Source organism: Ammoniphilus sp. YIM 78166, from assembly GCF_004522215.1.
Lineage (GTDB): Bacteria > Bacillota > Bacilli > Aneurinibacillales > RAOX-1 > YIM-78166.
In genome coordinates this window covers 887,572-913,299 of record NZ_SDLR01000004.1, presented here as the reverse complement: position 1 = coordinate 913,299, position 25,728 = coordinate 887,572, and the positions used below count along the sequence as shown (strand labels likewise).

Genomic DNA, 25,728 nt, shown 5'->3' with positions numbered 1-25,728 from the left:
TGACAATGCCCTTCGCTAATAAATGCTCTTAGGCAAGAAAGTAGAGATGGCGGGAAAATACGTAATAACGATCAGGGCTAGTAACGAAACAGCAAGGAATCTAGTAATTCCCGGCAGCGATTCTACCAGCTTCATTCCCGTAATACTATTGGATACAAAAATATTCAAGCCAAATGGCGGAGTATACATCCCGATGGCAAGATTGGTAATCATGATGATGCCCAGGTGAACCGGGTCAACTCCAAGCGACATTGCGGCAGGAAACAGCAAAGGAGCCAGAATGACAATTGCCGACGAACCGTCCATAAACATCCCGACAATCAGCAAGATCACGTTCAAAAATAAAAGAAATTGCCAAGTGACCGAGAAGTGCTCCGCCAAATACTGAGCCAATGCCTGCGGAACTTGCCCCACCGTAAGCAACCAGCCGAATACAGAAGCAGCGGCAATTAAGATCATTACTTGCGCCGAGGTAATCGCGGAGGATAGGCACAGATCGTAGAGCTTTTTCAAGCTTATTTCCTTATAGATGAACATCCCGACAAAAATGGCATAGATCGCAGATACACCGGCCGCTTCGGTCGCTGTGAAAATTCCAAAATAAATGCCGCCTAAAATGATAATCGGAACCATGAGCGCCCAACCGGCTTTTCTCGTGCTTTCCCATAATTCCTTAGCCGTAGCTCTTGTCTGGCGGGGCATCTTATTCCTTTTTGCATACACCCAGATGTAGCCTAAACCGAAAATTCCAAACACGATTCCGGCGGACAAGCCAGCCAAAAACAAAGCCCCCACAGAGGTATTCGTCACCGTGGCAAAAATGATCAAGGTTAAGCTTGGCGGTATGATCAGGGACACCGAGCCTGTAGAGGTAATCAAGCCGCTGGCAAAATGCTTGCTATACCCTTGGCGAAGCATTTCCGGATACATAATCTTCCCAATCGCAATGACCGTAGCTGGGGCGGATCCGGATAGGGAGCCGAAAAACATGGAAGCCACATGCGTCGTCATCGCCACCCCTCCGCTAATATGACCAACAAGTGCTCTTGCCCATCTTAGAATGCGTGTGGATAACCCGCCGACATCCATGGCATTAGCTGCCAGAATAAAGAAAGGCATTGACATTAGTGTGAACTTGTCTATCCCGCCAAATAACCGTTGAACCATGATCATTGGGTTCGTTTCCGTAAATAGCAGCATCGCTAGGAAGCTCGATAACGAAACCGCTGCAAAGATCGGAACGCTGGTCATCAGCAAAACAAAAAGCAGGGAAATCAAAAAGTATATCAAAGCCGTTTCACCCTTTCAGCTGGTTATCCTGGTTAGAGGTTATGGGATGTCCTGTTTTGAACAAGAGGATCACTTGATGAACATACCTAATCATCATAAGAAGGGTGCCGATGGGAACGCTTAGGTAAATGATATACATGGGAATGCCCAGAGCCGGCGCAATTTGGCCATTCTTTTGGTTAAACTGGACGAGTTCAACACTGTACTTAAGAAGGAAGAGAAGAAAAAGGATAACAATCGTGTTTACGATGAGGGCCAGGAACTTTTTGATTCTGTCGGGCAATAACTCCGGCAGCAGCTCGATGCCAACATGCTCTCCCTTTCGGACACAGATGCTAGCCCCTATAAAAGTAAGCCAGATAATCAAATATCGGATTAATTCCTCCGACCACGTCGTGCCCATTCCAAACAACCGCAAAACCACATTAATAAAGACAAGAAGAGTGGCTGCAAAAATGGTGATAACGACAAAAGCATCTTCAATTTTATCAAGTACCTTCAGCATGACTGTCACCTCTATTGTTTCTAACTAACCCTCCTGAAGGCTAATCCTATTGTGCTGCTTCGACTTCCTCGTATACCTTTTCTAGGATTTGCTTCTGACGGTCGGTTTTGCTGAACTCCTGATGAACAGGGAGGGATAGCGTGCGGAAAGCTTCCCGTTGTTCATTGTTCAGGACAGTCACCTGAAGTCCTGTTTCTTCCAACTTCTTCAGATATTCAGAAGCCATCTGATCCGCTATATCTCTACCCAAATCCCTTGCTTCTTTCTCCGCCTCAATTAGCAACTGCTGTTCTTCCTGAGTAAGGCTGTCAAAGAAGCTCTTGTTCATAGTCGAGATATAGGCTAAATATCCATGGTTGGCAACGGTTAGGTTCTTCTGCACTTCATAGTACTTCTGCATGAAAATAGTTTCCAGCGGATTCTCTTGCCCGTCTACCACTCCTTGCTGCAAGGAGTTGTACAATTCCGCAAAATCAACCGGTACAGGGTTAGCTCCCCAAGCCTGATATTGGGCAATCAGCAGAGGAGAAGGAATAACCCTCATTTTTACTCCCTTCAAGTCTTCAGGAGACTGGATTTGCTTATTGCTGGTAATCGCCTTGAAACCACTTGCCCAGAAGCCTAGACCCTTAAAGCCTGCATCTTCCATCGTGCTTAAGATCTGCTGGCCCGCTTCTCCATCGAGCACCTTAAACATTGTCTCTTCATTTGGCCAAAGGAAAGGAAAATCCACTACCTGAAGATCATTCACGAATGGGGTCAAGGTAGAAATTGGTTGGATCGTCATCTCAATCGAACCCATCTGAACACTTTCGGTTTGCTCTCTCATGGAGCCTAGCTGGGAATTACCATAAATTTCAACCTTAAGACTTCCGTTGCTCTTGTTTTCCACCACTTCTTTAAACTTATGGGCAGCCTTGTCCGGTCCGCTGTCCGTCGGCATGTTATGGCTTACCCGAATGAGCTTCGCGTCCTTGGCTGGCTGTTCAACACTTGCTGGTTGCTCCGCGCTCGGTGATGGCTGAGCCGTGCCCTGCGTGTTCCCTCCACAGCCAACCAACAGGACGGCTGCTGAAAGACATAACCCGAAAACCTGGCTGAACCCTTTTCCAAACTTCCTCATGTAAATCCCCCTTCATTATCTGAGACATCAGAAGAATACTAGAAATATATTACTGACTATAAAAAAATAATTTGTATTTGTCTACCTTTTTGATAAATACTTAAAAGAAAGATAAGTATAAATCCTTGCTCCCTCGACTAAATCATCCACCGTTAATAGCTCATTATCCGTATGCCACATGTCCATTTGCCCTGGACCGAACATCACCGCAGGAATCCCACACTTGTTTACATAGCCTGCATCAATCGCACCGTTAGAGAAAAAGCATTTTGCCTCGGTTTCCCGAATCTCTTCGATCGCTGTCCTTAGTTCCTGAATCACGATCGAATCATCCGGCACTTCCGACGGGAAGGTAACGGGACCTTCCTTGACCTCAATCCGGTAAGGATCCATATTCCCCAACGCATCCCGAATTTCTCCCAATGCGGTTTCCGCTTCATCTCCCGGCAGCAAGCGGCGGTCAAAGACTAGTCGGCACTCGTTTTGAATCGTATGGGTCGCATCGGGAAAACTCTTAATGGAAGTGGAGGTTAAAGTCGGGCGACCTAATCGCGGATGCTCGCCAGCAGGAACCAGACCTTGCAATTTCTGAACGACTAGGGATGCTCCTTCAATGGCATTGATTCCGCTTGCTGGTGTACTGCTGTGACAGGATTTACCGTAAACGTGGATGTGCACATCTACTCGCCCCTTATTCCCTTGACAAATATCCCCGTTCGTCCCAATCCCGACGATCCCAAGATCCGCCTTAAGATCCAGCGTCTTGCAAATGTTATCTACCGCTAGATGCCTTCCTGTTTCTCCTGCTAAGCTAACGGCAAATATCAGCTCACCATCCAATTGGTCCTGATGCTTGTTCAAAAAATCAGCAGCGGCAATCATGCCTGCCAGTGAGCCTTTTTGTTCAGCAATCCCACGACCGCGCAGGGCCTTTCCCTTTACCGTGTCAACTACTTCCCCTTTATACGGGTCTACCATGGAAGATGCGGGGTGATTCATAGCATAGCCAAGGAAAAATATCTTTTTCTTCGCATTCTTGTTTCCGATGCGGCAAATCAGATTGCCCATATCATCCAAGGTTACATCTTCGATATTTCGCTGTTTTAACTCATCCACTAACGTCTCCCTGATGAAGCTTTTCACCAACGGTTCAAACTCCATCTGATCGGTCTGGGGGCTTGGCCTGCGAATCAGCCTTAAAGCCAAGTCCATCAGATCCTCTCGGTTGATCCCTTTTTCCACTAGCTTGAGTAATGCGCTCATTCTATTCTCCTCCTTTCTTTCGCTATTTTTTCTTCCTTTGGTTGGTAAAGGTTAGATCATGGAGTGGATATTTCGATGCATTCTTGATTACGAGGTCATCCTGAGCCAGCTCCAAACAACTCTTGGTGACTTTGCCATTCACATGAATTATACAAACGGAGCATAATCCCCTGCGACAGGATGCTTCGTAAGCTAGCGTGGAATCGCAATTGTTGCTGATATAATCAAGTACATTCAGCATACTCATTCCCCGTTCCAGCGGAACCTTATATTCCTGGGTATAAGGCGTCTTCTCCGGCCCTTCTCTTCGTTCGATCGATACTTGGATCGTATCTTTCATCGCGTTTTCCCCCTCTTTGATCCCGCAACCCAAATTATAGCCACGGAAAATTTCACTTTCCATTACCTTGTCAGAAAACCTCACCATCCGGTTCGATTCACTTCGGCTGCAGTTTCGTAATCACAAGCGGCGAATCTTTGATGACCATCTCTCCGTTTTCATTCACAACAACCAGATTCCGCAATTGATCTTCCCTCGCTTCTGGAATTTCCTTCAGGAAGTGGGCACCCCTGCTTTCCTTGCGCTGGACAGCACTTTTCGCAATGGCTTCCAATAATGTAACAATATTTTCAAGCTGAAGGCATTCTAGCAATTCTTTATTGTACAGTAAACTATCACCCTTGCATGCCAATTCGGGGAGCCTTTGCTCACGAATCAGCTTCAGCTCGTCAATCGTATTGACTAGATTCTCTTCTTTTCGAACCACACCCAAATTGTTCCAGGATAGCTTGGATAGCTCTTGCCGAAGCTCATAAGGATTGGTCCCGGATCGTCGGCCTAGGATGCTCTGCTGTTTTTCATGTAGTTTGTCGATCTGTACGGAATCCGGTTCAAGCATATCCACATCTCTGGCATAAGCTGCTGCTGCTTTTCCTGAAATCACACCCTGAACAAGCGTTTCTGTCAACGCATTTCCGGAGAGGCGATTAGCCCCGTTAAAGCCGCCGGTAACTTCGCCTGCAGCAAATAATCCTGCGACATTCGTTGCCCCATTGACATCGATCCGCACCCCTCCCATGAAGAAATGGCTGCCTACTCCGATCTCCACCGCGTTACCCTCTAGCAGCTCATCGACCAAGCCTTTAAAATTAATCGCTTCATACGTCCAATCGGGCGTCAGAAAGGGATACCACTCAGGGAAGCGTTGAATTAAGTTTTTAGGAAGATGAGCAAAGGAATAATAGACTCCCCCGTCCGGTGTTCCTCTTCCTTCCACAACCTCATTCATGATCGCAATCGCAAGTTTATCCCGCGTACTTTTTTCCATATTCACGGGATCCCAGTACTTCATGAACCTTTCGCCGTACTTGTTCAAAAGCCAGCCTTCAATCCCGTTCTTGCTCCCGAATCCAATCTCATAAATAAATTGGTTCCCGCGCCAGGCTGGAGGATTAATCAAGACTCCCGGCATAAACTGGGGCATTTCCATATCAATTAGCTCAGCCCCTGCTCTCCATGCCATCATGAAACCGTCTCCCGTCAACTCGTCTGGAGCTGTACGAATAGGAAAAGCTGCCATTCCCCCGCCTGTAGCCAGGACTACGGCTCTGGCTCGGATCGTAATAAATTCTCCATTCCTCAAGTCATAAGCGTAAATCCCTACCACTCGTTCATCCTTTTTCAGAAGCTCAATCACCATCACCTGTTCTAGAATGGTGATATTTTCATTTTTGCGCATATGACCAGCCAGCTTACGGGTGAGCTTCAAGCCAGAAACGATTAATCCCCGAGGATAGCGATGGCCAGGCGTATGTATCAGCTCTTCAGGCTCAATTCCACGATCGATCAATTGCCTAACGACTTCAGGGACCTTCTCCACAATGGATTCAACCAGTTTTTGGTTATTTAGGTATTTTCCGCCTGCTACCGTATCTTCAAAGAAAGCTTCAATGGAATCGGCTGCATCCCCCGGAAACCCCAATGCCTTTGCAGTTCTGCTGTCTACATTGATGTCCGCACTTGCCGTCAAGGTGGCCCCACTCATACTCACTTTTCCCTTTGTTACTACGATCACCTTTACACCATGCTGGGCTGCAGCCAATGCAGCCTGGGCTCCTGAAGACTCACTCCCGATTACAAGGACGTCTGTTGATAGCATAAATCCTCCTTTTTTTTGCGTACTGTTCAAACAAGTATACCAAAGATATATCGCTGGAATAACTTTATGATACTTTCCTACCCTTTATTCGTCAATACTTTTGTAATATACTGATAACTCTTGTGAAAAAAAATACAGCCATAGCTAAAATGACCGTATCTTCTGCATTACGTTTGCTTCCGACTTTGAAATACTCTCTCTTTTGCTTTTTCAATTTGCATTCGTACTAGCTCCAGAGCCCCTTGGCTATCCCTATCCCTTAGAAAAGCCAACAACTCCCGATGTTCTTCAAACAATTCATCAAGGTCCTTCTCATTAATTTTATGAAAGAGGGATCGCTGCATCTGCTGGACCACCTGCTTAAACACATCGGCCATCCACTTATTTCCGCTTGCATCGGCTATAATCGAATGAAATTCAAAATTCAACTTTCTGAATTGAAGACTTAAGTTTTCTCTTAGATCTATAATTCCCTGATCCGTTAGCCCTTCTAGCTCTTCTAGCTGCTGGCTCGTAATATTTTGTGCTGCCAGTCCGGTTATATTGGTTTCTAGAATCAATCGCAACTCAAATAGATCGACCAAATCCTGATAAGATAGATTGGTCACGAAATACCCTTTGTACGGGATGACTTCTACTAGACTCTCATACCGCAAACGACTTAATGCTTCCCGAACAGGAGTCTTGCTGACGTTATAATACTCCGCTAGCTTGTTTTCAATCAGAAAGTCATCCGGCATAAAGTTAGGGTATCCATACAGAATGGCTTTTTTCATTTCTGCATAGACCATATCTGCCCTGGATTGAGATTTTGTCGTGTTCATTTATAGACTCCTCCGGAGTAATAGTTTAATTGATTTATTGTAACAGATCACTTGAAATATATCAGTGATATATCTTATTAATATAAAGTCTATTTGAATTAATAGATATAGTCAACATTTCTTAAATTAGTAAATCTGTTACATTTTCTAACAAAGTCAATGCAAACTGAACTCCCATTATGTAAATTATTACATAAGCACTATCGTTTCAACATGAGGAGGGTAAGATGAAACTATCAAAATTAGAGACAGCCGTCCTGACCCTGCCTTTACTTTTTGCAGGAAGTGTATCTGCGAGCTCAATTTCTGAAGACATGGATAAAGCCAAGCAGAATGGCTTTTCTAACCCTCTTCCAGCAGACGCTCCGATCAGTCGCGCTGAGTATACGAAACTCGTTGTACAAGCACTGGACCGATCTAGTGTCTCGATCCCCCCTTCGTTCGATCAGCTTCCTTTTACGGATGTGTTGAACGAATTAAGTTTGGACAAGGCCCACCAAGCCGGTCAAGGGTCTGCCGGATGGCACTTTCTTGCCAAATGCACCCATTAAACGTTCTGAGGCTGCAATTATTTTTGGTAAAGCTATAGAGTTAACTGAACAAGAGAGCCCTCTTCCTTCGGTCGGTACGGGTTCCTCTCCTCTATCCATTCAAGTAGAGCTAGCTAGCATCTATCAGTTTTATCTGCATCAGCCGTTCACTCTGCTAGAGTCTAGCATTTCAGATCTGTCTGCAGCCTTGGAAAGTGGAAAAATCACCTCCAAGCAGCTCGATCAACAGTATTTGGATCGAATTGAAGCCTATGATGATCAAGGACCTGCTCTTAATGCTATCCTGGTCGTGAATCCTGAGGCACTTACGTTAGCCGAGCAATTGGATCTGGAACGCCAGGAGAAAGGCGCTCGTGGGCCACTTCATGGGATTCCAGTAATTTTAAAAGATAATTATAATACGAAAGACTTGCCAACCACGGCTTCATCCAAAACCTTAGAGGGCTTTGTTCCAGCAGAAGACGCGGAGACGGTAGGTAAGCTGCGCGATGCGGGGGCCATTATTCTCGCCAAGTCCAACCTGCATGAAATGGCCATGTCGGGTACAACGATGAGCTCCCTTGGCGGCCAGACGTTGAATCCTTACGATTTAACTCGTACGCCTGGCGGCTCCAGCGGGGGTAACGGCGCAGCCATCGCAGCGAACTTCGCTGCAGCAGGAACCGGAACCGACACGGTGAACTCTGTTCGCTCTCCCGCTTCCGCCAATAGCTTGGTCGGGATTCGTCCTACTAGGGGCTTAGTGAGTTTATATGGAATTGTTCAGGTTTCCTCTACGCAGGATGCGGCTGGACCGATTACCCGCAACGTAGCGGATGCCGCCAGCTATACAGATGCCTTGGACGCATCAGGACTAAAAGGGGCCCGGATTGGAGTCCTAACCAACCTTTTTGGAAATGACCCGATTCACCAAGACGTCAATACCGTTATGATGCAGCAATCGAGGACATGAGAAAGCTCGGCGCCACCCTGGTCGACATTAAGGTACCGGGTCTGAATACGGATGAGCTGATTCAGGAAATGGACGTCCAGCGTTATGAGATTAAAGAAGAACTAAATCGTTACTTTGACCAATACAACGCCCCAGTGAAGACACTGGAGGATATGCTAGCCGGTGGGCTATTTGATACCAGCATTGCCAATACGCTGAATCAAGCCCAAGGAATTGAGAATCCGCTTCAGCAAGAGGATTACCACGCAAGACTCGCTAAAATGGAGGAGCTCAAAGAAACCATACTTAAAGTCATGGATGAACAACAAGTGGACGCCCTCCTCTATCCGCATCAGAAGCGACTTGTCGTGAAGGTAGGTGAAGGCCAAGCGGAACGCAACGGAATCCTCGGCGCCTTAACGGGCTTCCCATCCGTCACCTTCCCAGGAGACTTCTCCAATCCGAGCGCAAACGCTCCGGTAGGGGTGCCGGTCGGTATCGAATTATTTGGTCGTCCGTCTAGCGAAAGAACCTTAATTAAATACGCCTACTCCTTTGAGCAAGGTACAGGCCATCGGAAACTACCGGGCTCGACGCCGGCTTTAAAGCAGTAAACCTCGAAGAAAAAACGCCCTTCCATCTAAGGGCGTTTTTCTGCTTGATATTGCGAAGGCAGCACAATCTCCACCATCGTGCCCTTTCCTTCTTCGCTCTCGATGTGCATCCTCCCTTGATGGTTGGCGATAATCCGTTGACAGACGACAAGACCGAGTCCCGTTCCGGTGTCCTTCGTCGTATAAAAAGGCTGGCTGATGCGTTCAAGGGCATCCTGAGGAATGCCGGTCCCTTCATCCCGGATCCGAATCCACACTTCTTGCCCTGCGCTGATCGTCTGCACGGTAATTTCGCCAGTATGAGGCATGGCTTCCAGGGCGTTTTTTAGGATATTGACAAACACTTGCTTAATCTTGTCTCCTTCACAGTAGATCAACGGGAGCCTTGGATCAAGAATCGTGCGAATCTGGATGTTGCGCAAGTTCGCCTCCGCTTGGAATAAGGTGGTCACTCGCTGCAGCTTTTTCGAGAGGTCCATGTATTCGTATTTTCTTTTTTCCGGCTTCGCCAACAGCAAAAGCTCACTGACGATCCGATTGATGCGATCGACCTCAGAAAGCATGATCGAGAAGTACTCTCGATGCCCCTTGTTCGGGTCTTCTCTTTGGAGAAGCTGGACAAATCCCCGCAAGCTCATCAGCGGATTGCGTATTTCATGAGCCACCCCGGCAGCCAGTTCGCCAACCACCGACAGCTTTTCCGACCGTCTCAGCAATTCTTCGGTTTGCTTTGCGTCCGTAATATCTTTCGCAATGATATAGATGCCTATGGTTTCCCCATTGACTATAATCGGAGAGGAAGCAGACAGGAGGTCAATGCGCCTCCCATCTTTATGAAAGATAGTGAACTCCACGTCTTTGACTTCTTGAGAAAAAGCATCGTAAAACAGCTTTTCCAACCAAGGTATATCTTCTGGAGAAAGGATCGATCGGAAGTTCATCCCGCTTAATTCCTCAACCGAATAGCCAGCGATTTGTAAGCAAGCCGGATTGGCAGTCATAAATTCGCCTTCGCGGTTCAAACTGCATATCGCAACCGGTGTATACCGGATCAGCGATTTGTGTCGCTGCTCGGTTTCTTGGAGCTGGATCTCCATTCTTTTCCGGTAGGTGATGTCCCGCGCGACAGCAACGATAAGGTAAACTTTCCCCTCTTCATCGAGCAGTTTGGTGATCGTCGTCTCGCACCAAATATCGAAGCCATCCTTATGGCGAAGTTGATAGGTTAGCCTGTCTTCCCCCGCATCCCGAGGGAGCAAAAGGTCCATGCCCTTAGGGCCGATGATCTCCACTGGGTCATAGCCTAGCATGGACCGTACAGCCGGTGAGACGTAGTGGCATGTCCCATCCGGTGAACCAAAACAAATCATATCTTGGGAATTCTGCGATATCAACCGAAACAAATCTTCAATCTCTCGCTTTTTTTGCTGCTCCTTTTTCCGTTCTGTAATATCTAATATATGGAAAATAATAAACAAAGGATGCCCTTCGGAATCCTCGAACAAGCTACCCGTAAGCAACCCCCATACCGTTTCTCCTGATTGATGTGGATAGGCCTTCTCCAGTTGAAAAGAACGAATCTCCCCGCTTAGCAGCTTCTGCAGATCCTCCTCCTCGGGTTCTGTCCTCTGATAAGCAGTGCCTATTAATTCTATTTCCTTATATCCTAAAAACCTGCATAAGGCAGGGTTGACTTTCATCCATCGACCATCTAATGACACCAGCGCCATTCCCACGGGGGCGTGTTCGCAGAGTTGATCCAAAAGTCCCTGTTGAAAAGTGGTTTCATCCAACATACTGTCCTCCATGCGACCGTTATCCATTAAGTCCCATTTTAACATGTATCCTGGGAATTTAAACCAAAAAATACTAAAAATGATACGAAAGTTGCATCTATTTTATAAAGGGAGGTGTGGTCTCGATCAATAATAGGAGAATCTCCACTTATTTGACCCTAATAGGAGCCACAAACAGGCATAAGTGGATATTTTCCATTTACCAGCGCCTAGACTATAAGCCTCCGGCTTTATCAACAAAACCTCGCCGAAGGGAGGCCTCTCTTAATATTCAATAAAGAACTCTTGAATCTTCTTCGGATTGTTCGTTTTCTAGATTTATGCGGATTTAAAGAGTCTGCGGCAACAAAGTTGTTCTCCACATCGTTTTTCCGGTTATTGACCGTACCGTCTCCCACATAAGAAGAGCGAACGATAACGGCCTTTTGCCCGCTTCCTTTGCTTTATCCGTGGATGTGTGGACATTCCTCCATCGCCTGAACCGGCTACAACGATTCCTTTCGCACGAGCTTGGAGGGCTGTGGGCTGCATCATAAAAGTAATCACCGATGCCCGGATATTCATAAACGATATCTACTTGGGGAAGAGAGTCCATGTTGGAACATCAAACACCGACCTGGTCGTGTTCGTCTTGGACACAAAGCGAGCCGCAGAAATGCGATTATTCAAAACCACCAAGTAAGTAGAGTGGATACTAGGACTTTTTTCAAATTCATTGTGAAGTTTTCTCCCCTACTTGGAGTCATTACCGGTTGGGGAGCAAATGGATGGGTTTCGTGATCAAATGGAGGTCGTTATGTGGAATGGTACCAAGTATGTGACCAAACAGTACCTACTCGTGAGCATCCACCACTTTTCCGTGAGCATATCCAAAATTTCGTGAGCATCCGGGAGCGGACGACATCTACAGGTGTCGCGAACGCGCAGGGATGATAAAAAAAGGCTTAACTACTTAAGAAATCAGCTTAAAATTAGAGGCTCCAAACCAAAGTTTGGTTTGCTCTTCTAAAAAGGAGCCTAAAATCACTCCAAACCTCGAAAAAGCTTAGCGAGGACTTGGAATCATTACAGGTTCGGAACCAAGTCTATCGTTTTTGTGACCAAACCTCCTAGATTATCTGGAATGGTACCCGTTACGTGAGCATCCGAACCCAGAAGGTAGCCATGCGGTTCCGGAACAGGCTATGATGATAAAAAAAAGCTGACTCTAAAAGTTAGCGAAACCAACTTTTTAGAAATCAGCTATTTTAGGTTGAGGTAACAAACTATTCTTCGAGCCAGACCTTTGGAGATACCTCTTCAGGATCTGGATCTTCATAAACCCCATCAACAATCTGGACTCGATGCTCTAGATGATACATTCCACCACCCCTGGAAGGTTTCCGTAACGCTTCTCTAGAGCTGCAACAGCTTGCTTCATGAGTCCATCAAATAAATCTGCATGATGGATGGCATCTCGTACTTCTTTTTGACGCACTAACATATATCCCGCGTCCTCTAAGGATTTCATCTGCAATGGGCTAATAATTTCAAGTATTTGTGGATCGTCGTAAATAGGCATGGAAAGATCTCCTTTAACCGGATTTTCCATTTAGTATATCCATACCCTACAAGTCCCGCCCATCCATATTCTAGAGTAACTCCAAAGTAGCTTACTCTTTCTTTTCTGCTGGCTGTTCTTCTGCTGGTTTTTCCTCTGCTGGCTGCTCTTGGTTACCCTCTACCTTTTGCTCCTGCTCCGTCGTCGGTGGTTCCCCCTGCACAGGCTCTTGACTGTTACAACCAACCAAACCTAAAATAGCTAATGCAGCAATACCTGATAATAATAAGTTCTTCTTCATCACTCAAACCCCCATATTGTTTTTATGGAATATTGCTATTCCTAAATGGGATTATAGTAAGTTTTGCCATTTTTGTATATATCTACAAGCTAAATTGAAGCCTTGGTCCCAAATCATGCCTTGTAGTAAATTCTTACCAAACAACGATTCGATGGATTCTATTATTTTCTGTCTTAGATAGCCCCCACTTGACACTTTCTTATTGGTTTTGCCTTCATCGATTTAGTTCGTCAATAGACCATGGAATCATCTCTTCGACAGGCTGGGCAGAACCTGCTGTACTCTAATTAACCATAAATGAATCAGACCCGCGTTCCTGATCGCCCGCCGCAGGCAGCATCACATAAACGGATGTTCCCTTATGGATTTGACTTTCGAAAAGGATCTGTCCGCCATGATTTTCCACAATCCTTCTGCTGACCATCAGCCCCAAGCCCGTACCGCCTTCCTTCGTCGAGTAAAAGGGCTCGCCTAACCGCTTGATCTCCTGTTCCGTCATGCCGCGCCCTTCATCCCGAATCTGCACAGCCATCATCTTGACTCCTGGCTTCAGCTCCATCTCAATCGTGCCGCCTTCCGCCATCGACTCCATGGCATTTTTCAGGAGATTGATGAATACTTGCTTTAATTGATTCTCCTCACTTTTGACATAGAGCGGATCGGATGGCAGATGGGAAATCACTTGGATATTTTTCAGATTCATCTGCGCTTCCATAAAAGCAATCACTTGAGCGATCAAGCTTTGAATGTGGACCTTTTTTAACTCGACAGCCTGAGGCTTGGAAAGGACTAAAAATTCACTGACAATAAAATTAATCCGATCCAGCTCAGATAGCATGATATCGGCATACTTTGTCCCGATTTTGGATTGCAAAAATTGAATAAATCCTTTAATGGTCGTAAGCGGATTCCGTATTTCATGAGCCACTCCCGCTGCAAGCTGCCCCACCATCGAAAGTTTATCCGATTGGCGAACCCACTCTTCCATCCGCTTCGCTTCCGTGATATCCTCTACGATTTCAAAAAGCCCCACCATCTCATGACCGACAATTAAAGGATAGATTTTGCAATTGATTGTAAGGATTCGGCCATCCTTATGAAAAATAGAGCTTTCAAATTCCTGAGCCTCCTGCTTCAACACCTTTTCGATCAGTGAACGTTTCTGGTCCACCTCTTCAGGAACTGTAATCGCAAGGCAGCCCAACTCCCTAAGCTCCTCAAGGGTATACCCTGTGATTTGTTCGATGGCTGGATTTCCATCCAAGAGTTTGACATCCAAATCAAAGATCATAATGCCATCGACCGTATTTTCAAAAAGCAATTGATAGCGCTGCTCTCTTTCCTCCATCAACTGCTCCACCGCTTCTCTTTTAAAAGCTGTGAGCTGATCTTTTTCTTTGATGAGCTTCATAAACCCTATGAAAATCAGGATCACTCCGATTACATTCCCCAGCTTTTCAAGCGCATCAAAACAGAGAGAAAGAAAGGGAATATTAAACTCTTCCAAGATCCCGCTCAGAAGGGCAGAAGCATAGAGGCACCACCCCACCGTAAGGATCCGAATGTTTTTAAACTCCAAGACGGTAAGCAAAGGGTACAGAAAAACAATAAAGATAAAAGCATCGCGCAAGGCATCAAATACATTCATATCAACGCCATAAAAGTAAAGGATAAGAATCGCCGAAACCATCACGATCCCGATTAAAGCTACAGTCCACAATTTCTTAACCAAAAAACGAGCCACCCCCAACTTTTAAAGAAATGGATGATATCGTTATTATTATTTTCAAAAATTTGGAACAATATTCACATCCACCTCCCGGCGAACTTAAAAACAAAAAGAACCCGACCAAAATCGGGTTCTTACTGATGATCCACCGTAAACGACACCTTATTTGAAGGCAACAGGGAGAGCGAGCAATGAATCGGTACACCTTCCCGATCATAGGCGATCTTCTCAACCTCAAATAAAGGAATGTCGGGAGTACAATGAAGCAGCTTCGCTTGCTCTACCGTCGCACTGACAAAGTTAATCGTCTTTTTATTGCGTACGGCCTGAACACCATAGATATCTTTTAGAATGCGGTAAGTCGAGCTTGTCGTTTCAAGATGCTGGTCAAATCCAGGAAACCGGTCCAAAGAATAATAGCTCGTTTCGTAATGGATCGGTTCATCCTTGATCAGGTGCAAGCGCCTCAGCTCCACCAGGGGTGTATCCCGTTCCACTAACAACGCCTCAGCTTGCCGCCAGGAGGCCGCCACAATTTTCTTAGATAGGATGTGGGACTGTGGATTTTTCCCTGATTGCAGTAAAAAGTCCGTAAACCCGTCGACCGCAATGAGCTCCCGCTTCAGCTTGTTGTTGGTGACAAAGGTTCCTTTGCCATGCAGCTTCTGAAGAATCCCTTGCTCCACCAGCTCGGTGATGGCTCTTCTGGTCGTAATTCGGCTGACCCCGTACTTTTCGCACAGCTCCGGTTCCGGCGGCAACTGGGCGCCCATGCTGTAGATTCCCTCTTGGATATCTGTCTTTATGGCATCCATCAATTGCTCGTACAAAGGCTTTAAGCTTAACTTATCTAGTTTCATTCTTTTCTCCTGCCACTCTCAAAGAGATATATCTATTATTATAGTATACTTTTTGAATATTCTACACTTGCAAATGGTCTACGCTTTTCTGAACCGCCTTTTCCGGCTCGACGAGGTACTGCGTTCCTATGAGCTCCAGGGTCAAATGTCCCTCATAACCTAGCTCCTTCAAGCAATCTTGGAACTCTTCTAAAGGAAACATCCCCTCCCCCCAGGCTAAATGAGCGGAAGAAGTATCGTTGCCGTCGACAAAGTGCACATGGACCAGATCCTTCCCAAATGCCGCCGCATAATCGTTCAGCGAATCCCCGGTCAACACCATGCAAGCCGTATCGACCATGGGCTTCAAACACGGCGACCCTACCTCCGCCAGCATCCGCTTCGTCGTCGCTAGATCCGTTAAGACATTCGTATACGGATAGTAAAAGGGCTCCAGCACCAGGGTAATCCCCGCCGCTTCCGCTTCCCGAGCCACTTCTTGCATCGACTCCACCGCACGCTTCCACGCCTCTTCCTTCGGCTCACTAAACAACCCATACCCAGCAGAAACCAACAGCATCGGGCAATCCAGCGCCCCCGTCACTTCGATGCATTTCTTAAAATACTCGATGCTTCGCCGACGACTTTCCCACCGCCCCGCTGCCAAATTAATCGGGTAGGCACATTGCTCTGGGGTAAAGCACACGAGGTTGAGGCCTCGATCGCGAATGGCTTTGCCAATCGCACCAATCTCCTGCGGAGTCGCATCCTCCACATTCAGATGCGGTTCGCCTCCCCACAATTCAATATCCTGCAAGCCCAAGCGGAGCGTGGAATCCAAAAAATACTCCAAGGAATACCGCTGATAAATCAGATTCATGTTAGCGTATTTATACATCCTTCCGTACTCCATAGCCGAAAGCACCGTAGTATCCGCAGACTTCAGCCGCATACTCAGCTGCCGCCTTCAAGGCGCCCTCCATGTCTTGACTTGCGTGATAGTTCGCCAAAAACGCCCCGATAAAGGAATCGCCTGCTCCCATCGTATCCACAACCTTCGCTGCAACGGGCGATTGCACAAAGCGTCTTCCCCTCTCGGAGAACACCGCCGGTGCCGACCCCCGGGTAATCCCCACTACCGGAATCCCCAGCTGGTGCACATACCCAATCAATTCCTCCACATACGCCTCGGTAAAATCACTGCCTGAGAAAAAAGCATACGTCACATAGGGGCTCACGAAATCCAGGTAATCCTTCGTCCAATATTCCGGTGAGGAAAAGTCAAAGGAAACCGGCATCCCCTGGATCTTCGGCAGCTCGAGCTCCAAGCCGCGGTTAATGCTCACGCAGGTGTGTATCAGATCGTACGAGCGAATATACTCGACGTCGGCCGGGTTCAAGGTCAAAGAAACGAGGGACGACACCCGGGTATCTTTATTCGTCCCGACAAAGATGCGATCCCCTTCCTCATTCAAGGTCACGACCGCTTCGCCAGTCACCCCTTCGACACGGCGCACCCGGCGCCCATCCACACCTTCCTCTTCTAGACAGCTCAAGATATGCCTTCCCGCTTGATCGGTTCCGACCATGCCCAGATACGCAGCCGCCGATGCTCCATTTCGTTTGGCCGCCACTGCCACATTTAGCGAACTGCCACCAGGATAGATTTTCCCCTGGTCTTTATAAAAATCAACTACACTGTCTCCGATGCCAATAATCTTCATACGCTACCTCTCCCTTTTTGACTATCCTTTAACGCCACCTTCAGCCAATCCTCGGATAAATGATTTCTGCATCAAGATAAAGACGATGATCAAGGGAAGAGCCGAGATCACGAGTCCTGACATTAACACACTCCAATCGGTGTACATCGCATCACGAAACGCGAGGAGTCCGGAAGTGATGGTTTTATTCGCGTCGCTATCCACGAAGATGATGGCAAATAAAAATTCGTTCCACGCCCAATAAGCCGTTAGAATCCCAGATGTGAACAAGATCGGCAAGCTTAAAGGCAGATAAATCCGGCAAAAGATCCCGAAGCTCGAGCACCCCTCAAGGTAAGCCGCTTCTTCAAACTCCTTCGGGACCGATAGGAAGAACGAGCGGATCAACAAGATAATCAACGGCATCCGAAATCCCAAGTAGGGCAAAATGAGAGCCCAAAGGGTATCGTGAATACCCAAGATCTGAACCAGTTTATATAACGGAATCAGGCTGACCTGAGGAGAAAACATGATCCCCCCAGATAACAGCGCCAAGACCACGAATTTTCCGCGGAAGTCAAAACGAGAAAGGCCATAAGCAGCAAAGGCACTAAATAAAAGGGTGAACACTACGGTTACTGAGGTCACAATCACGCTATTTAAAAAGTACTTAGAAACCCCTTGATTCCAGGCTTGCACATAATTCGAGAACATCCACTCCGTCGGAAGCGCCCAGCTATTGGTAAACATCGCCTCCGTGGTCTTTAGCGAATTAATCACCATCCAGAAGAGGGGGTACGCAATCACCAAGAAGAAGGTCAACAGCACCAATGACACGAACCCTGTGGCCAGCCATGAGCCAATAGGGCGTCTTGTTTTGACCGCCATCGGCGTTTTACTATTCATCTCAATTGAAGACTCCACCGTTATCCCTCCCCGCCGCTTTTAAATACTTTAGTTTGAATCATGAAAATGATAAAGGTAATTCCTAAAATCACATTGGCAAGGGTCGAGGCATAGCCCATTTCATTGTCCACGAACGCTTTTTGATACAAATAGGTACTGAGCACTTGAGAAGAATAGCCCGGTCCGCCTGCCGTCAACACGTAAACATCACTAAACGTTAAGATGGACTGGCTGACTGCGATGATGACCGTAACGAAGGTCATCTCCTTTACCTGTGGCACGGTGATGTGCAGGAAAGATTGAACTTTGCCCGCTCCGTCAATCTTTGCTGCTTCATACAGGTCAGGTGCGATCTTTTGAATGGCTACAATATAAAGCATCGTGATATATCCGATTCCCTGCCATTGCCCCATCGCAACGACCGCGTAGAAGGCGGTTTCGCTGTTACCTAACCAGCCCGTCGCAAGTGAACCCAGGCCGATCATTCTTAGGAATTGATTGAGAAGACCGATTTCTGGATTATAAATAAAGGTAAAAAGCAACCCGATAACCGAGATGGAAATGAGCACGGGGAGAAAGTAAACCGTACGCAATAGCGGAGCCACCCGCCTGAACACGACATCTTCGAGGATCGCAGCGAGGATCAGTCCGCCTCCCACTTGGACGAGTAGAGAAATGACCATATGAATGGCGTTATTTTTCAGCGCAACGAGAAACACATTATCATCTAGAAGTCTCTTATAGTTGGCCAATCCAATGAAATCTCTTGAATCGGAGAAAGGTGACCAGCTATAGAAGCTGGACTGCAGATTTTGCAGCACGGGATAATAGACAAAGATAAAGGCAATAACAAGACTCGGTGCAACGTATAAATATGGAGACCATTTGGCTGTTTTCATCATTTTCCCCCCTTAACTTGCAAATGAAGAGAGGTACAGGGATAGTTTCTCCCTGTACCCCAGGGTTGCTTTCTTACTTCGCAGATTCTCTTACTTGCTTGGCTCCTGCCTGGACTTCTTGCATGATTTGCTCTGGTGTTTTCTTGCCATTCAATAATTCTTGAATGCCTGCTAGATAGGGGTTAAAGATTCGACCATCCAACACGGTATCAATCCAGATCGCCATATCGTTGGAAGCTTCCACCTGCTCGATAATATCAACCATTACAGGACTGGAGTTGGTAGCGTTCACGGCTCCCTTAGTCGTACTGATAACGGACGTTTCATTGACCCATTTCTCCGCCATCGGCTTGGACGTGATAAACTTTAAGAAGTTAACTGCAACATCCGGATGCTTCGTTGTTGGAGAAACCATAAAGCCTTCCGGTGCTCCAGTGATCACCGATGCATCACCAGGTGCTCCTTCAATGGAAGGGAAGTTAAAGGTCCCCATTTCAAATTTTGCATCTTTCACATACGGGAACTCAACGGTGTGTAGCGGCATCATCGCAATTTTTCCGTTCACAAACATATTGCGCTCTTCCTCACGGCTTAAGGCGTTCGGGTGCTCGTTCACATAAGGAACCAGTTCTTGCAGCTTTTCCAACGCTTTTACATAGCCCGGATCGGTGAACTCCCCTGTTGAATAGTCGTTATCCTTCTTTAGTACGTCACCAGCTACCATCCGTTGATTCAAGGTGGTGATAAATAGACCGCCGTTCCACGGCTCCTTATTTCCTAATCCTAGCGGAGTTACCCCGCTCGCTTTAATTTTATCCATCACTTGAATGAATTCGGACCAGGTTTGTGGAGCCTCTAAGCCCAACTGATCAAAGATTTCCTTATTGTAGGTCATCGTTCTTACATCCATAAAGATCGGAACACCGTAATATTTGTTATCTAAAGTGAATGGTTTAAAAGTAGAAGGGATAATCTGATCGGACCAAGCTTTATCCGCTTCCACATAGCTCGTGATGTCGAGGGCTTTGCCACCGCGAATGAACTTGTTGGCATACTCCCCTACCCACGTGAAGTAAATATCAGGGGGATTATTGTTACCCAGAACCACGTTGATCTTCTGCTTGTACTCGGCGTTTAATGCGGTTACGACGTTAATTTTTACACCTGGATTTTGCTTTTCAAACTCAGCGATGGCGGACTCAAAATACCCTTTAAACGGCTCGTTTGGCCATCTATGAAATAACGTTAAGGTGACGTCTTCCTTCTTTTCTCCTTCGCTTGGGCTTGGCGTGCTGGAAGGAGTTCCTTGCCCACCACAACCTGCCAAAATCAACATCACAACGAACAACATGCCGGATAACCATTTTTTCATAAAATACAATCCCCCTTATCCTTTGTTTAATATTGAACTTTTTTCATGTATCTTCTAGCTGTAAATAATGGGTGCTGACGGAGCTCCGCGATATGGCTGACGAACTGCCACATCAAGTTATTGAACAGGATCGGCACGATGTAGCCCTTCACACTGTCTTCGATGCCTTCTAATTGAATATCCTTCGCATCCACCACCAGCGTTTTCTCCCCAAAACGATTCAAGAAATCAAGCGCTCTCTCTTCCAACGGTCGAGTTTCATCCAATCCCATCAAGAGGACGAAAGGTGTTTCTTTATCCACAATCTCAAACGGCCCGTGGAAGAATTCTCCCGCGTGAATCGCGTGCGAGTGAATCCATTGCATTTCCATTAGATTGCATATCGCATGGGAATAGGCTGGTCCATAATTGGCCCCGCTGGCTAGCGTATAGATGACTTTTTCGTCCTTCCACTCCTTCGCCACGCGCTGGAACGTTTCGTCATATTGGGCTTTGGCTTGGTCAATCGCTTTCGCTAGATTCTCTAAGCTCTTCAAGAGCTTGGGAAGGATATTCTTGCCTTCCACCACATCCAACACCCCTGCACCCAACTGATACATAATGGAGAAATTCCCGTTGAACGGATTAATCGGCTTCCCATCAAACGCATTCTCATATCCTACGGCAAACTCGGCCGCTAGGCCCAGCGGCGATTGAGTGTCACACGTCAAAGCTACCGTTAAAGCCCCTTTGCTTCTCGCAAACTCCGCTGCTGACGTCGTTTCCGGCGTTGTCCCTGTTAAGGATAGCAAAATCACGACAGAATGTTCATTTAAGGTTCTTGGGTTCAACTGAACAACCTCGGCTGCATTGTAATAGTGAGCAGCTACACGATCCGCTTCCCGATCGATAAAATACTTATTCGGAACCATCACTGCAAGCGATCCTCCGCATGCAATAAAGAAAATATTGTTAATCGATCTTTTTTTAACCTCATCTAAAACTTCCTGAACACCTTGACTTAAAACGATTTCATTTACCATAACAAACTTCCTTTCTTGTTTGGATGAGTAGCTTGAACCAAAAACCTAGGTTCACCTCCTGGACATTTATATGTCGTCATGTGACGTCATATAGAAAGTGAATAAGTTGGTTAGGATCGCGTTGTTTTGATAACACGTCATATTACGTTATATAGGATAGAAAAAATAAAGACCATTCCAAGATCCCCCTGTACTTTCCGCCCGACTCCCCATGTCGTCATACGACGTTATAATCTAACTTTTCTCAATTATATATCGTCCGCCTGTGGTTGTAAAGAACTATCGGAGAAGTTTGAAAAATCAAGTTCAAACCAAAAGCTTCCCACCTACATGGGAAGCTTCAGTCTGTCGAGATTATCACGGTACCCGTTTTCCCTACTCCAACACCGGAACCCCCAGCGTCTCCGCCAGTTGCTTCAACTCATCTAACACACTCTCACTGATTGGAATGCCGTTTTGCAGGCGTTTCTCCTCGATCGAAAACTCGATCTCTCCCGGAAGATAGAGTTCTTCGACCCCACTAGCCTTCACCGCCTCTTTCACATAGGAGGAAAGGACGGTTGCCATTAGCTTGAAGCGATCGACGTCCATGAAGGAAGCGATGTCAATAGCTAGCATGAAGTGGCCGATCGACTGCTTTTGGGTCAGGTCATACATGGATGGGATCATTTTGGAGAACTCACCGCCGGACAACACGCCGGTCAGCATTTCGATCATCAAGGCAAGGCCAAATCCCTTTGGTCCCCCCATCGGTAAGATAAACCCGCCATTCAACACGGCCGAAGGATCGGTAGTCGGCTTTCCTTCCTTATCAACTCCCCAGCCTTCGGGAATAGAGGTTCCTTTCGTCTTCGCAAACAAGATTTTGCCCAAAGCCACATTACTCAGTGCCATGTCCAATAACAAAGGATACTTATTATTCGTTGGAGCGGCAATGGCTAGTGGATTATTGCCTAATACCTTTTCCGCTCCGCCTACCGGAGGCATTAACGGTGCGGTGTTGCTCATTACGATACCGATCATGTTCCGCTTGCTGGCCATGAGCGCGTAATGAGCGGCGATGCCGAAGTGGTTACTGTTTTTCACCGTGACTGCGCCGATTCCGTATTCAGCGGCTTTTTCCATGGCCTTCTCCATAGCTTGGGTGGCCACGACTTGACCAGCGGAGAAATCACCATCATAGACAGCGATCGCCTGATGGTCTTTTTCAACGATCACGTTGGCCACACGTCGGATGTATTCCTTTTGAATGCGTTGAATGTAGATCGGCAGTCTCATCAGGCCATGACTGTGGATGCCTCGTGCATCGGCCTCAATCATGGTTTCCGTAATGATTTGTGCTTCTTGCTCCGGCACACCGGCCTTCATCAGACAGCGGTTGGAAAACTCAGCTAGTTGGGTGGTATTGATGTCCATGTTTTTTCGCTCCTTTAGACTTCTACAAAAACTTGGTTATCTTCGATCGTAACTTCATACGTTTTCACCTTGACCTTTTCCGGGTCAAACAGCGATCGGCCGGTCTTAATATCAAATTCCCAGCTATGCCAAGGGCATCGCAGGACTTCCTTTTCTTGTTCAAAAATGTATTCGCCTACCTCATTACTGCTACAGTTTTTATCCATCATGCCTGCCGACAGACATGGGCCCTTATGCGGGCACACATCGCGGAGCGCATAGACCTCGCCGCTCTGGGAATGAACGACTACAATCGGCTTTCGGTCAATGGAAACGGCTTTTTTTCCTTCTTGCTTTAATTCCTCGTAGTTGCAGATCAAGTGTTTCATGTCCTCCACTCCTTATAGCTGGTAGAAATTCTTAGCATTGTCAAACATGATCTTTTGTCGCACGCTGTCTGGTGTTCCATGAGGTAAGGTACGCTCTGGCGGATCGAAGTCCCAATGAGGATAATCGGAAGCGTACATGATCATCTCATCGGAGCCCATCATGTCAACGATATTCATGAACTCTTTGGCCGTCAGATCGTCCCACGGCTGAGTGGTAAAACGCAGATTATCGCGGAAATAATCGCTTGGCATCCGCTTGACCCAAGGGGTTTCCTGACGAAGTCCCTTATAAGCGGAATCCATGCGGTGCATCATGAACGGAACCCATTCGAACCCTCCTTCGACTAAAGCGACCTTCAGGTCAGGGAATTTATCGAATACGCCGTTGGTGATCAAGCTGATCGTTTGGGTCATATAGGCTTGTGGATGCAAGGAGCGCCAAGCCACATAGTATCTCAAGAAATCGCCGCCCTGAGCGGTAATCGTAGCTGATAAATGCATGCCGATCGGCAATCCGTGGCGGTTCGCCGCTTCAAAGATCGGATGGTAGTACGGATCCCCCCAAGCAAAATCCCCGATTGGAAGCATCACTTGCTTCATTTGCGGATGGGCAGCCATGCGATCAATTTCACGAACCGCGGCAACCGGATCCCGTGGAATCGTGATGGAGCCTAATAGACGCTTATCCTTAGCTAGCCAGTGCTCAACGGTATAATCGTTATACGCGGATGCCCGAGCTGCAGCAAATTCATACCATCCATTGCACATCGTTGCTTCATAAAACCAACCCGTCAATACCGCGTAAGTCATGTTGTGCTCATCCAACAGCTGCTCTTTCATCAGTTCATAGCTAGAACCAGGAGTCGAGCCATCTTCCGGACGAGTATCCATGCGGTATTTGGTTTCTTTTCGGATCTGGTTAAACGGAATGGATCTTTCAGGCACCCACCCATATTCAGAGATGTATCTTTTCCATTGATCAGGCAAATAAGGTAATAGATCCTTCAGAGAACGAATTTCGTGATGCACGTCGGTATCGATAAGGCCTGTCGGCTGTCCTTTTTTGCGGTTGGTTTCCAAGCGGTTGTCTAATTCAGTCGTCATTTCACTTTCCTCCTTACAGGTTTTGGTCGATGCGTAAGACCACTTTTCCGATATTTTTGTTTTGCTCCATATATTCATGGGCTTCCATGGCTTGTGCCCAAGGGAAGACCCGGTCAATGACAGGGACGATCTTATCGCTTTTAAACCGCTCTTCGGCGAAGCTCAGGAAAGCCTGAGTCAATTCCATTTTGTTTGGTTCGGTACGGGATCGTAAGGTTGACCCGATCAGGTGGATACGTTTTCTCATGAGCAGCTGCAGGTTCACTTGCTCCAGTTGATAGCCGCCCATGCCGCCAATCACTAGCCATCTGCCGTCCACTCCAATGGATTGCAGATTCTTCTCCCAATAGGAGGCGCCGACGGGATCGAGGATCACCTGGACCCCTTTGCCACCCGAGATCTCAGCAACCTTTTGAGAAAAATCTTCTTCCTTGTAATCAATGACATGCTCAGCGCCGAGACGTTGGCAAACCTGTAATTTTTCCTTCGAGCCAGCCGTTGCGATCGGAATAGCTCCCATCTCCTTAACCAGCTGAATGGCGGCCGTTCCTACCCCGCTTGCCGCGGCATGAATCAAGACATAGTCTCCAGGAGACACCCTGCCCAACACCACCAAATTCAAATACGCGGTTAGAAAGGCTTCCGGAATGGCCGAGGCTTGCTCGAAGGAAAAATCATCGGGAATAGAAATCGCCATGCCTGCGGGGATGACCACCTTCTGCGCATAGCCTCCTCCCGGAAGCAACGCACACACACGATCTCCCACCTTCCAACGGGTCACGTTGCTGCCTACCTTCTCAACGATTCCTGCCATTTCTAAACCAAGAATGGTGGAAGCGCCAGCAGGAGGAGGATACTTTCCTCTTCTTTGCAACAAGTCCGCCCGGTTCAACGCGGTCGCTTCTACGGATACGAGCAGATCCTCTTCCCCGGGAACCGGATCTTCCGCCTGGCCGATATACAGCTGGCTGGTCCCTTCTTCCACTAATACCGCCTTCATCATCCCCACTCCCTTTCTTTAAATAAAACAAAAAACCCAGCAACAAAGAGCCTTCACTCTTGTTACTGGGTCTTATCTACTTCGTTTGAGATAGAGTTTAGCAGCTCTACCCCCATAGATAACCAGTTGTCATGTAAGTTATTATCGATTCGGTTTGGATTCCTGATAGCGATCCCACGCGGATCGCAACGCCTGAACCAAGGCCCCCTGCGAAGGAATAATGCAATGCTTCTTCACGGTATCTAAGAGAGGATTGATGCCCTGCTTCAGATCATAACCCTTCACTAAATCACTCAAATAGTAGTTCATGAGGTCGGTGGTACAGGTAAATTCCGCATCTTCAATCACTTCGGTCTTGAGATTAATGACCATCGCAACGGCCATCGTTTTATATATTTCATAAAGTGTTGTCCCTTTCGGAACTTGCGCAAAACCCGTGACCAATATGGTGTCTTGAGTTTTCATTTGGCTCT

Annotated in this window: 28 protein-coding genes; 4 read left to right on the top strand and 24 right to left on the bottom strand. The window is 47.0% G+C overall.

The features are described 5' to 3' along the window. Positions 1-15: 15 nt before the first annotated feature. From EIZ58_RS21010 to EIZ58_RS20980, 7 genes are all read right to left on the bottom strand, one after another. The gene (locus EIZ58_RS21010) at positions 16-1,290 is read right to left on the bottom strand and encodes a TRAP transporter large permease (protein WP_134702804.1); all 1,275 of its coding nucleotides are present in this window, start codon (positions 1,288-1,290) and stop codon (positions 16-18) included. Between the two features lie 7 nt (positions 1,291-1,297). Further along, complete coding sequence (locus EIZ58_RS21005) at positions 1,298-1,795, bottom strand: TRAP transporter small permease (protein ID WP_134702803.1); 498 nt, start codon at positions 1,793-1,795, stop codon at positions 1,298-1,300. A gap of 46 nt (positions 1,796-1,841) precedes the next feature. Further along, on the bottom strand, positions 1,842-2,918 hold the full coding sequence (locus EIZ58_RS21000) for a TRAP transporter substrate-binding protein (RefSeq protein ID WP_134702802.1): 1,077 nt from the start codon (positions 2,916-2,918) through the stop codon (positions 1,842-1,844). Between the two features lie 81 nt (positions 2,919-2,999). Beyond that, entirely contained in the window at positions 3,000-4,181 is a 1,182-nt protein-coding gene (locus EIZ58_RS20995; RefSeq protein WP_134702801.1) for a M20 family metallopeptidase, read from the bottom strand. Between the two features lie 22 nt (positions 4,182-4,203). After that, positions 4,204-4,584 (bottom strand): 2Fe-2S iron-sulfur cluster-binding protein, encoded by a 381-nt coding sequence (locus EIZ58_RS20990; RefSeq protein ID WP_167577846.1) that lies wholly within the window; start codon positions 4,582-4,584, stop codon positions 4,204-4,206. 34 nt (positions 4,585-4,618) lie between these two features. Further along, positions 4,619-6,340: an FAD-dependent oxidoreductase gene (locus EIZ58_RS20985; RefSeq protein ID WP_134702799.1), complete on the bottom strand. Its 1,722-nt coding sequence runs from the start codon at positions 6,338-6,340 to the stop codon at positions 4,619-4,621. A 167-nt stretch (positions 6,341-6,507) separates the two neighbouring features. Continuing rightward, complete coding sequence (locus EIZ58_RS20980) at positions 6,508-7,164, bottom strand: GntR family transcriptional regulator (protein WP_134702798.1); 657 nt, start codon at positions 7,162-7,164, stop codon at positions 6,508-6,510. 227 nt (positions 7,165-7,391) lie between these two features. On the opposite strand from EIZ58_RS20980, the gene EIZ58_RS34170 reads away from it, so the two are divergent. The 3 genes from EIZ58_RS34170 to EIZ58_RS34905 are packed head-to-tail and all read left to right on the top strand — an operon-like array spanning position 7,392 to position 9,260. After that, positions 7,392-7,715 (top strand): hypothetical protein, encoded by a 324-nt coding sequence (locus tag EIZ58_RS34170; RefSeq protein ID WP_205672274.1) that lies wholly within the window; start codon positions 7,392-7,394, stop codon positions 7,713-7,715. After that, entirely contained in the window at positions 7,696-8,667 is a 972-nt protein-coding gene (locus EIZ58_RS34910; RefSeq protein WP_205672272.1) for an amidase, read from the top strand. Before EIZ58_RS34170 ends, EIZ58_RS34910 begins: the two co-directional genes overlap by 20 nt. Further along, complete coding sequence (locus tag EIZ58_RS34905; RefSeq protein WP_205672270.1) at positions 8,664-9,260, top strand: amidase; 597 nt, start codon at positions 8,664-8,666, stop codon at positions 9,258-9,260. The genes EIZ58_RS34910 and EIZ58_RS34905 overlap by 4 nt, the downstream gene beginning before the upstream one ends. Positions 9,261-9,286: 26 nt before the next feature. Here EIZ58_RS34905 and EIZ58_RS20965 read toward each other — a convergent pair whose 3' ends face one another. Continuing rightward, complete coding sequence (locus EIZ58_RS20965) at positions 9,287-11,101, bottom strand: PAS domain S-box protein (RefSeq protein WP_134702797.1); 1,815 nt, start codon at positions 11,099-11,101, stop codon at positions 9,287-9,289. 330 nt (positions 11,102-11,431) lie between these two features. Then, a complete protein-coding gene (locus EIZ58_RS33650; protein WP_167577845.1) occupies positions 11,432-11,620 on the bottom strand; it encodes a hypothetical protein in 189 nt (62 codons plus the stop codon). A 234-nt stretch (positions 11,621-11,854) separates the two neighbouring features. Between EIZ58_RS33650 and EIZ58_RS34900 the strand changes: the two genes are divergently transcribed. Beyond that, complete coding sequence (locus EIZ58_RS34900) at positions 11,855-11,989, top strand: hypothetical protein (protein WP_255438361.1); 135 nt, start codon at positions 11,855-11,857, stop codon at positions 11,987-11,989. A 415-nt stretch (positions 11,990-12,404) separates the two neighbouring features. On the opposite strand, the gene EIZ58_RS20960 is transcribed toward EIZ58_RS34900, so the two are convergent. The 15 genes from EIZ58_RS20960 to EIZ58_RS20890 all read right to left on the bottom strand — a co-directional run bounded on the left by EIZ58_RS20960 (position 12,405) and on the right by EIZ58_RS20890 (position 25,720). Then, positions 12,405-12,617, bottom strand: coding sequence for a hypothetical protein (locus tag EIZ58_RS20960; protein WP_134702796.1), 213 nt, complete (start codon positions 12,615-12,617; stop codon positions 12,405-12,407). A 91-nt stretch (positions 12,618-12,708) separates the two neighbouring features. Beyond that, a complete protein-coding gene (locus tag EIZ58_RS20955) occupies positions 12,709-12,897 on the bottom strand; it encodes a hypothetical protein (RefSeq protein WP_134702795.1) in 189 nt (62 codons plus the stop codon). Between the two features lie 283 nt (positions 12,898-13,180). Beyond that, complete coding sequence (locus EIZ58_RS20950) at positions 13,181-14,629, bottom strand: ATP-binding protein (protein ID WP_134702794.1); 1,449 nt, start codon at positions 14,627-14,629, stop codon at positions 13,181-13,183. A gap of 131 nt (positions 14,630-14,760) precedes the next feature. Beyond that, positions 14,761-15,486: a UTRA domain-containing protein gene (locus EIZ58_RS20945; RefSeq protein WP_134702793.1), complete on the bottom strand. Its 726-nt coding sequence runs from the start codon at positions 15,484-15,486 to the stop codon at positions 14,761-14,763. Positions 15,487-15,547: 61 nt separating this feature from the next. Further along, the gene (locus EIZ58_RS20940; RefSeq protein ID WP_240689255.1) at positions 15,548-16,417 is read right to left on the bottom strand and encodes a TIM barrel protein; all 870 of its coding nucleotides are present in this window, start codon (positions 16,415-16,417) and stop codon (positions 15,548-15,550) included. Next, a complete protein-coding gene (locus EIZ58_RS20935; RefSeq protein WP_134702792.1) occupies positions 16,356-17,189 on the bottom strand; it encodes a PfkB family carbohydrate kinase in 834 nt (277 codons plus the stop codon). The genes EIZ58_RS20940 and EIZ58_RS20935 overlap by 62 nt, the downstream gene beginning before the upstream one ends. 21 nt (positions 17,190-17,210) lie before the next feature. Then, positions 17,211-18,092 carry a carbohydrate ABC transporter permease gene (locus EIZ58_RS20930; RefSeq protein WP_370297764.1) on the bottom strand — a complete coding sequence of 294 codons (882 nt, stop codon included), beginning with the start codon at positions 18,090-18,092 and terminating at the stop codon, positions 17,211-17,213. A gap of 2 nt (positions 18,093-18,094) precedes the next feature. Continuing rightward, positions 18,095-18,976 carry a carbohydrate ABC transporter permease gene (locus EIZ58_RS20925; protein WP_240689254.1) on the bottom strand — a complete coding sequence of 294 codons (882 nt, stop codon included), beginning with the start codon at positions 18,974-18,976 and terminating at the stop codon, positions 18,095-18,097. A gap of 70 nt (positions 18,977-19,046) precedes the next feature. Then, positions 19,047-20,345 carry an ABC transporter substrate-binding protein gene (locus tag EIZ58_RS20920; protein WP_134702790.1) on the bottom strand — a complete coding sequence of 433 codons (1,299 nt, stop codon included), beginning with the start codon at positions 20,343-20,345 and terminating at the stop codon, positions 19,047-19,049. A gap of 26 nt (positions 20,346-20,371) precedes the next feature. Beyond that, positions 20,372-21,367: an SIS domain-containing protein gene (locus tag EIZ58_RS20915; RefSeq protein ID WP_134702789.1), complete on the bottom strand. Its 996-nt coding sequence runs from the start codon at positions 21,365-21,367 to the stop codon at positions 20,372-20,374. A 375-nt stretch (positions 21,368-21,742) separates the two neighbouring features. Next, the gene (locus EIZ58_RS20910; protein WP_134702788.1) at positions 21,743-22,783 is read right to left on the bottom strand and encodes an Ldh family oxidoreductase; all 1,041 of its coding nucleotides are present in this window, start codon (positions 22,781-22,783) and stop codon (positions 21,743-21,745) included. Between the two features lie 14 nt (positions 22,784-22,797). Then, the gene (locus EIZ58_RS20905) at positions 22,798-23,151 is read right to left on the bottom strand and encodes a Rieske (2Fe-2S) protein (protein WP_134702787.1); all 354 of its coding nucleotides are present in this window, start codon (positions 23,149-23,151) and stop codon (positions 22,798-22,800) included. A gap of 12 nt (positions 23,152-23,163) precedes the next feature. Then, on the bottom strand, positions 23,164-24,255 hold the full coding sequence (locus EIZ58_RS20900; RefSeq protein ID WP_167577844.1) for an amidohydrolase family protein: 1,092 nt from the start codon (positions 24,253-24,255) through the stop codon (positions 23,164-23,166). 13 nt (positions 24,256-24,268) lie between these two features. Then, positions 24,269-25,255: an NAD(P)H-quinone oxidoreductase gene (locus EIZ58_RS20895; protein WP_134702785.1), complete on the bottom strand. Its 987-nt coding sequence runs from the start codon at positions 25,253-25,255 to the stop codon at positions 24,269-24,271. A 141-nt stretch (positions 25,256-25,396) separates the two neighbouring features. Further along, positions 25,397-25,720 (bottom strand): DUF3870 domain-containing protein, encoded by a 324-nt coding sequence (locus EIZ58_RS20890; RefSeq protein WP_134702784.1) that lies wholly within the window; start codon positions 25,718-25,720, stop codon positions 25,397-25,399. Positions 25,721-25,728: the final 8 nt, after the last annotated feature.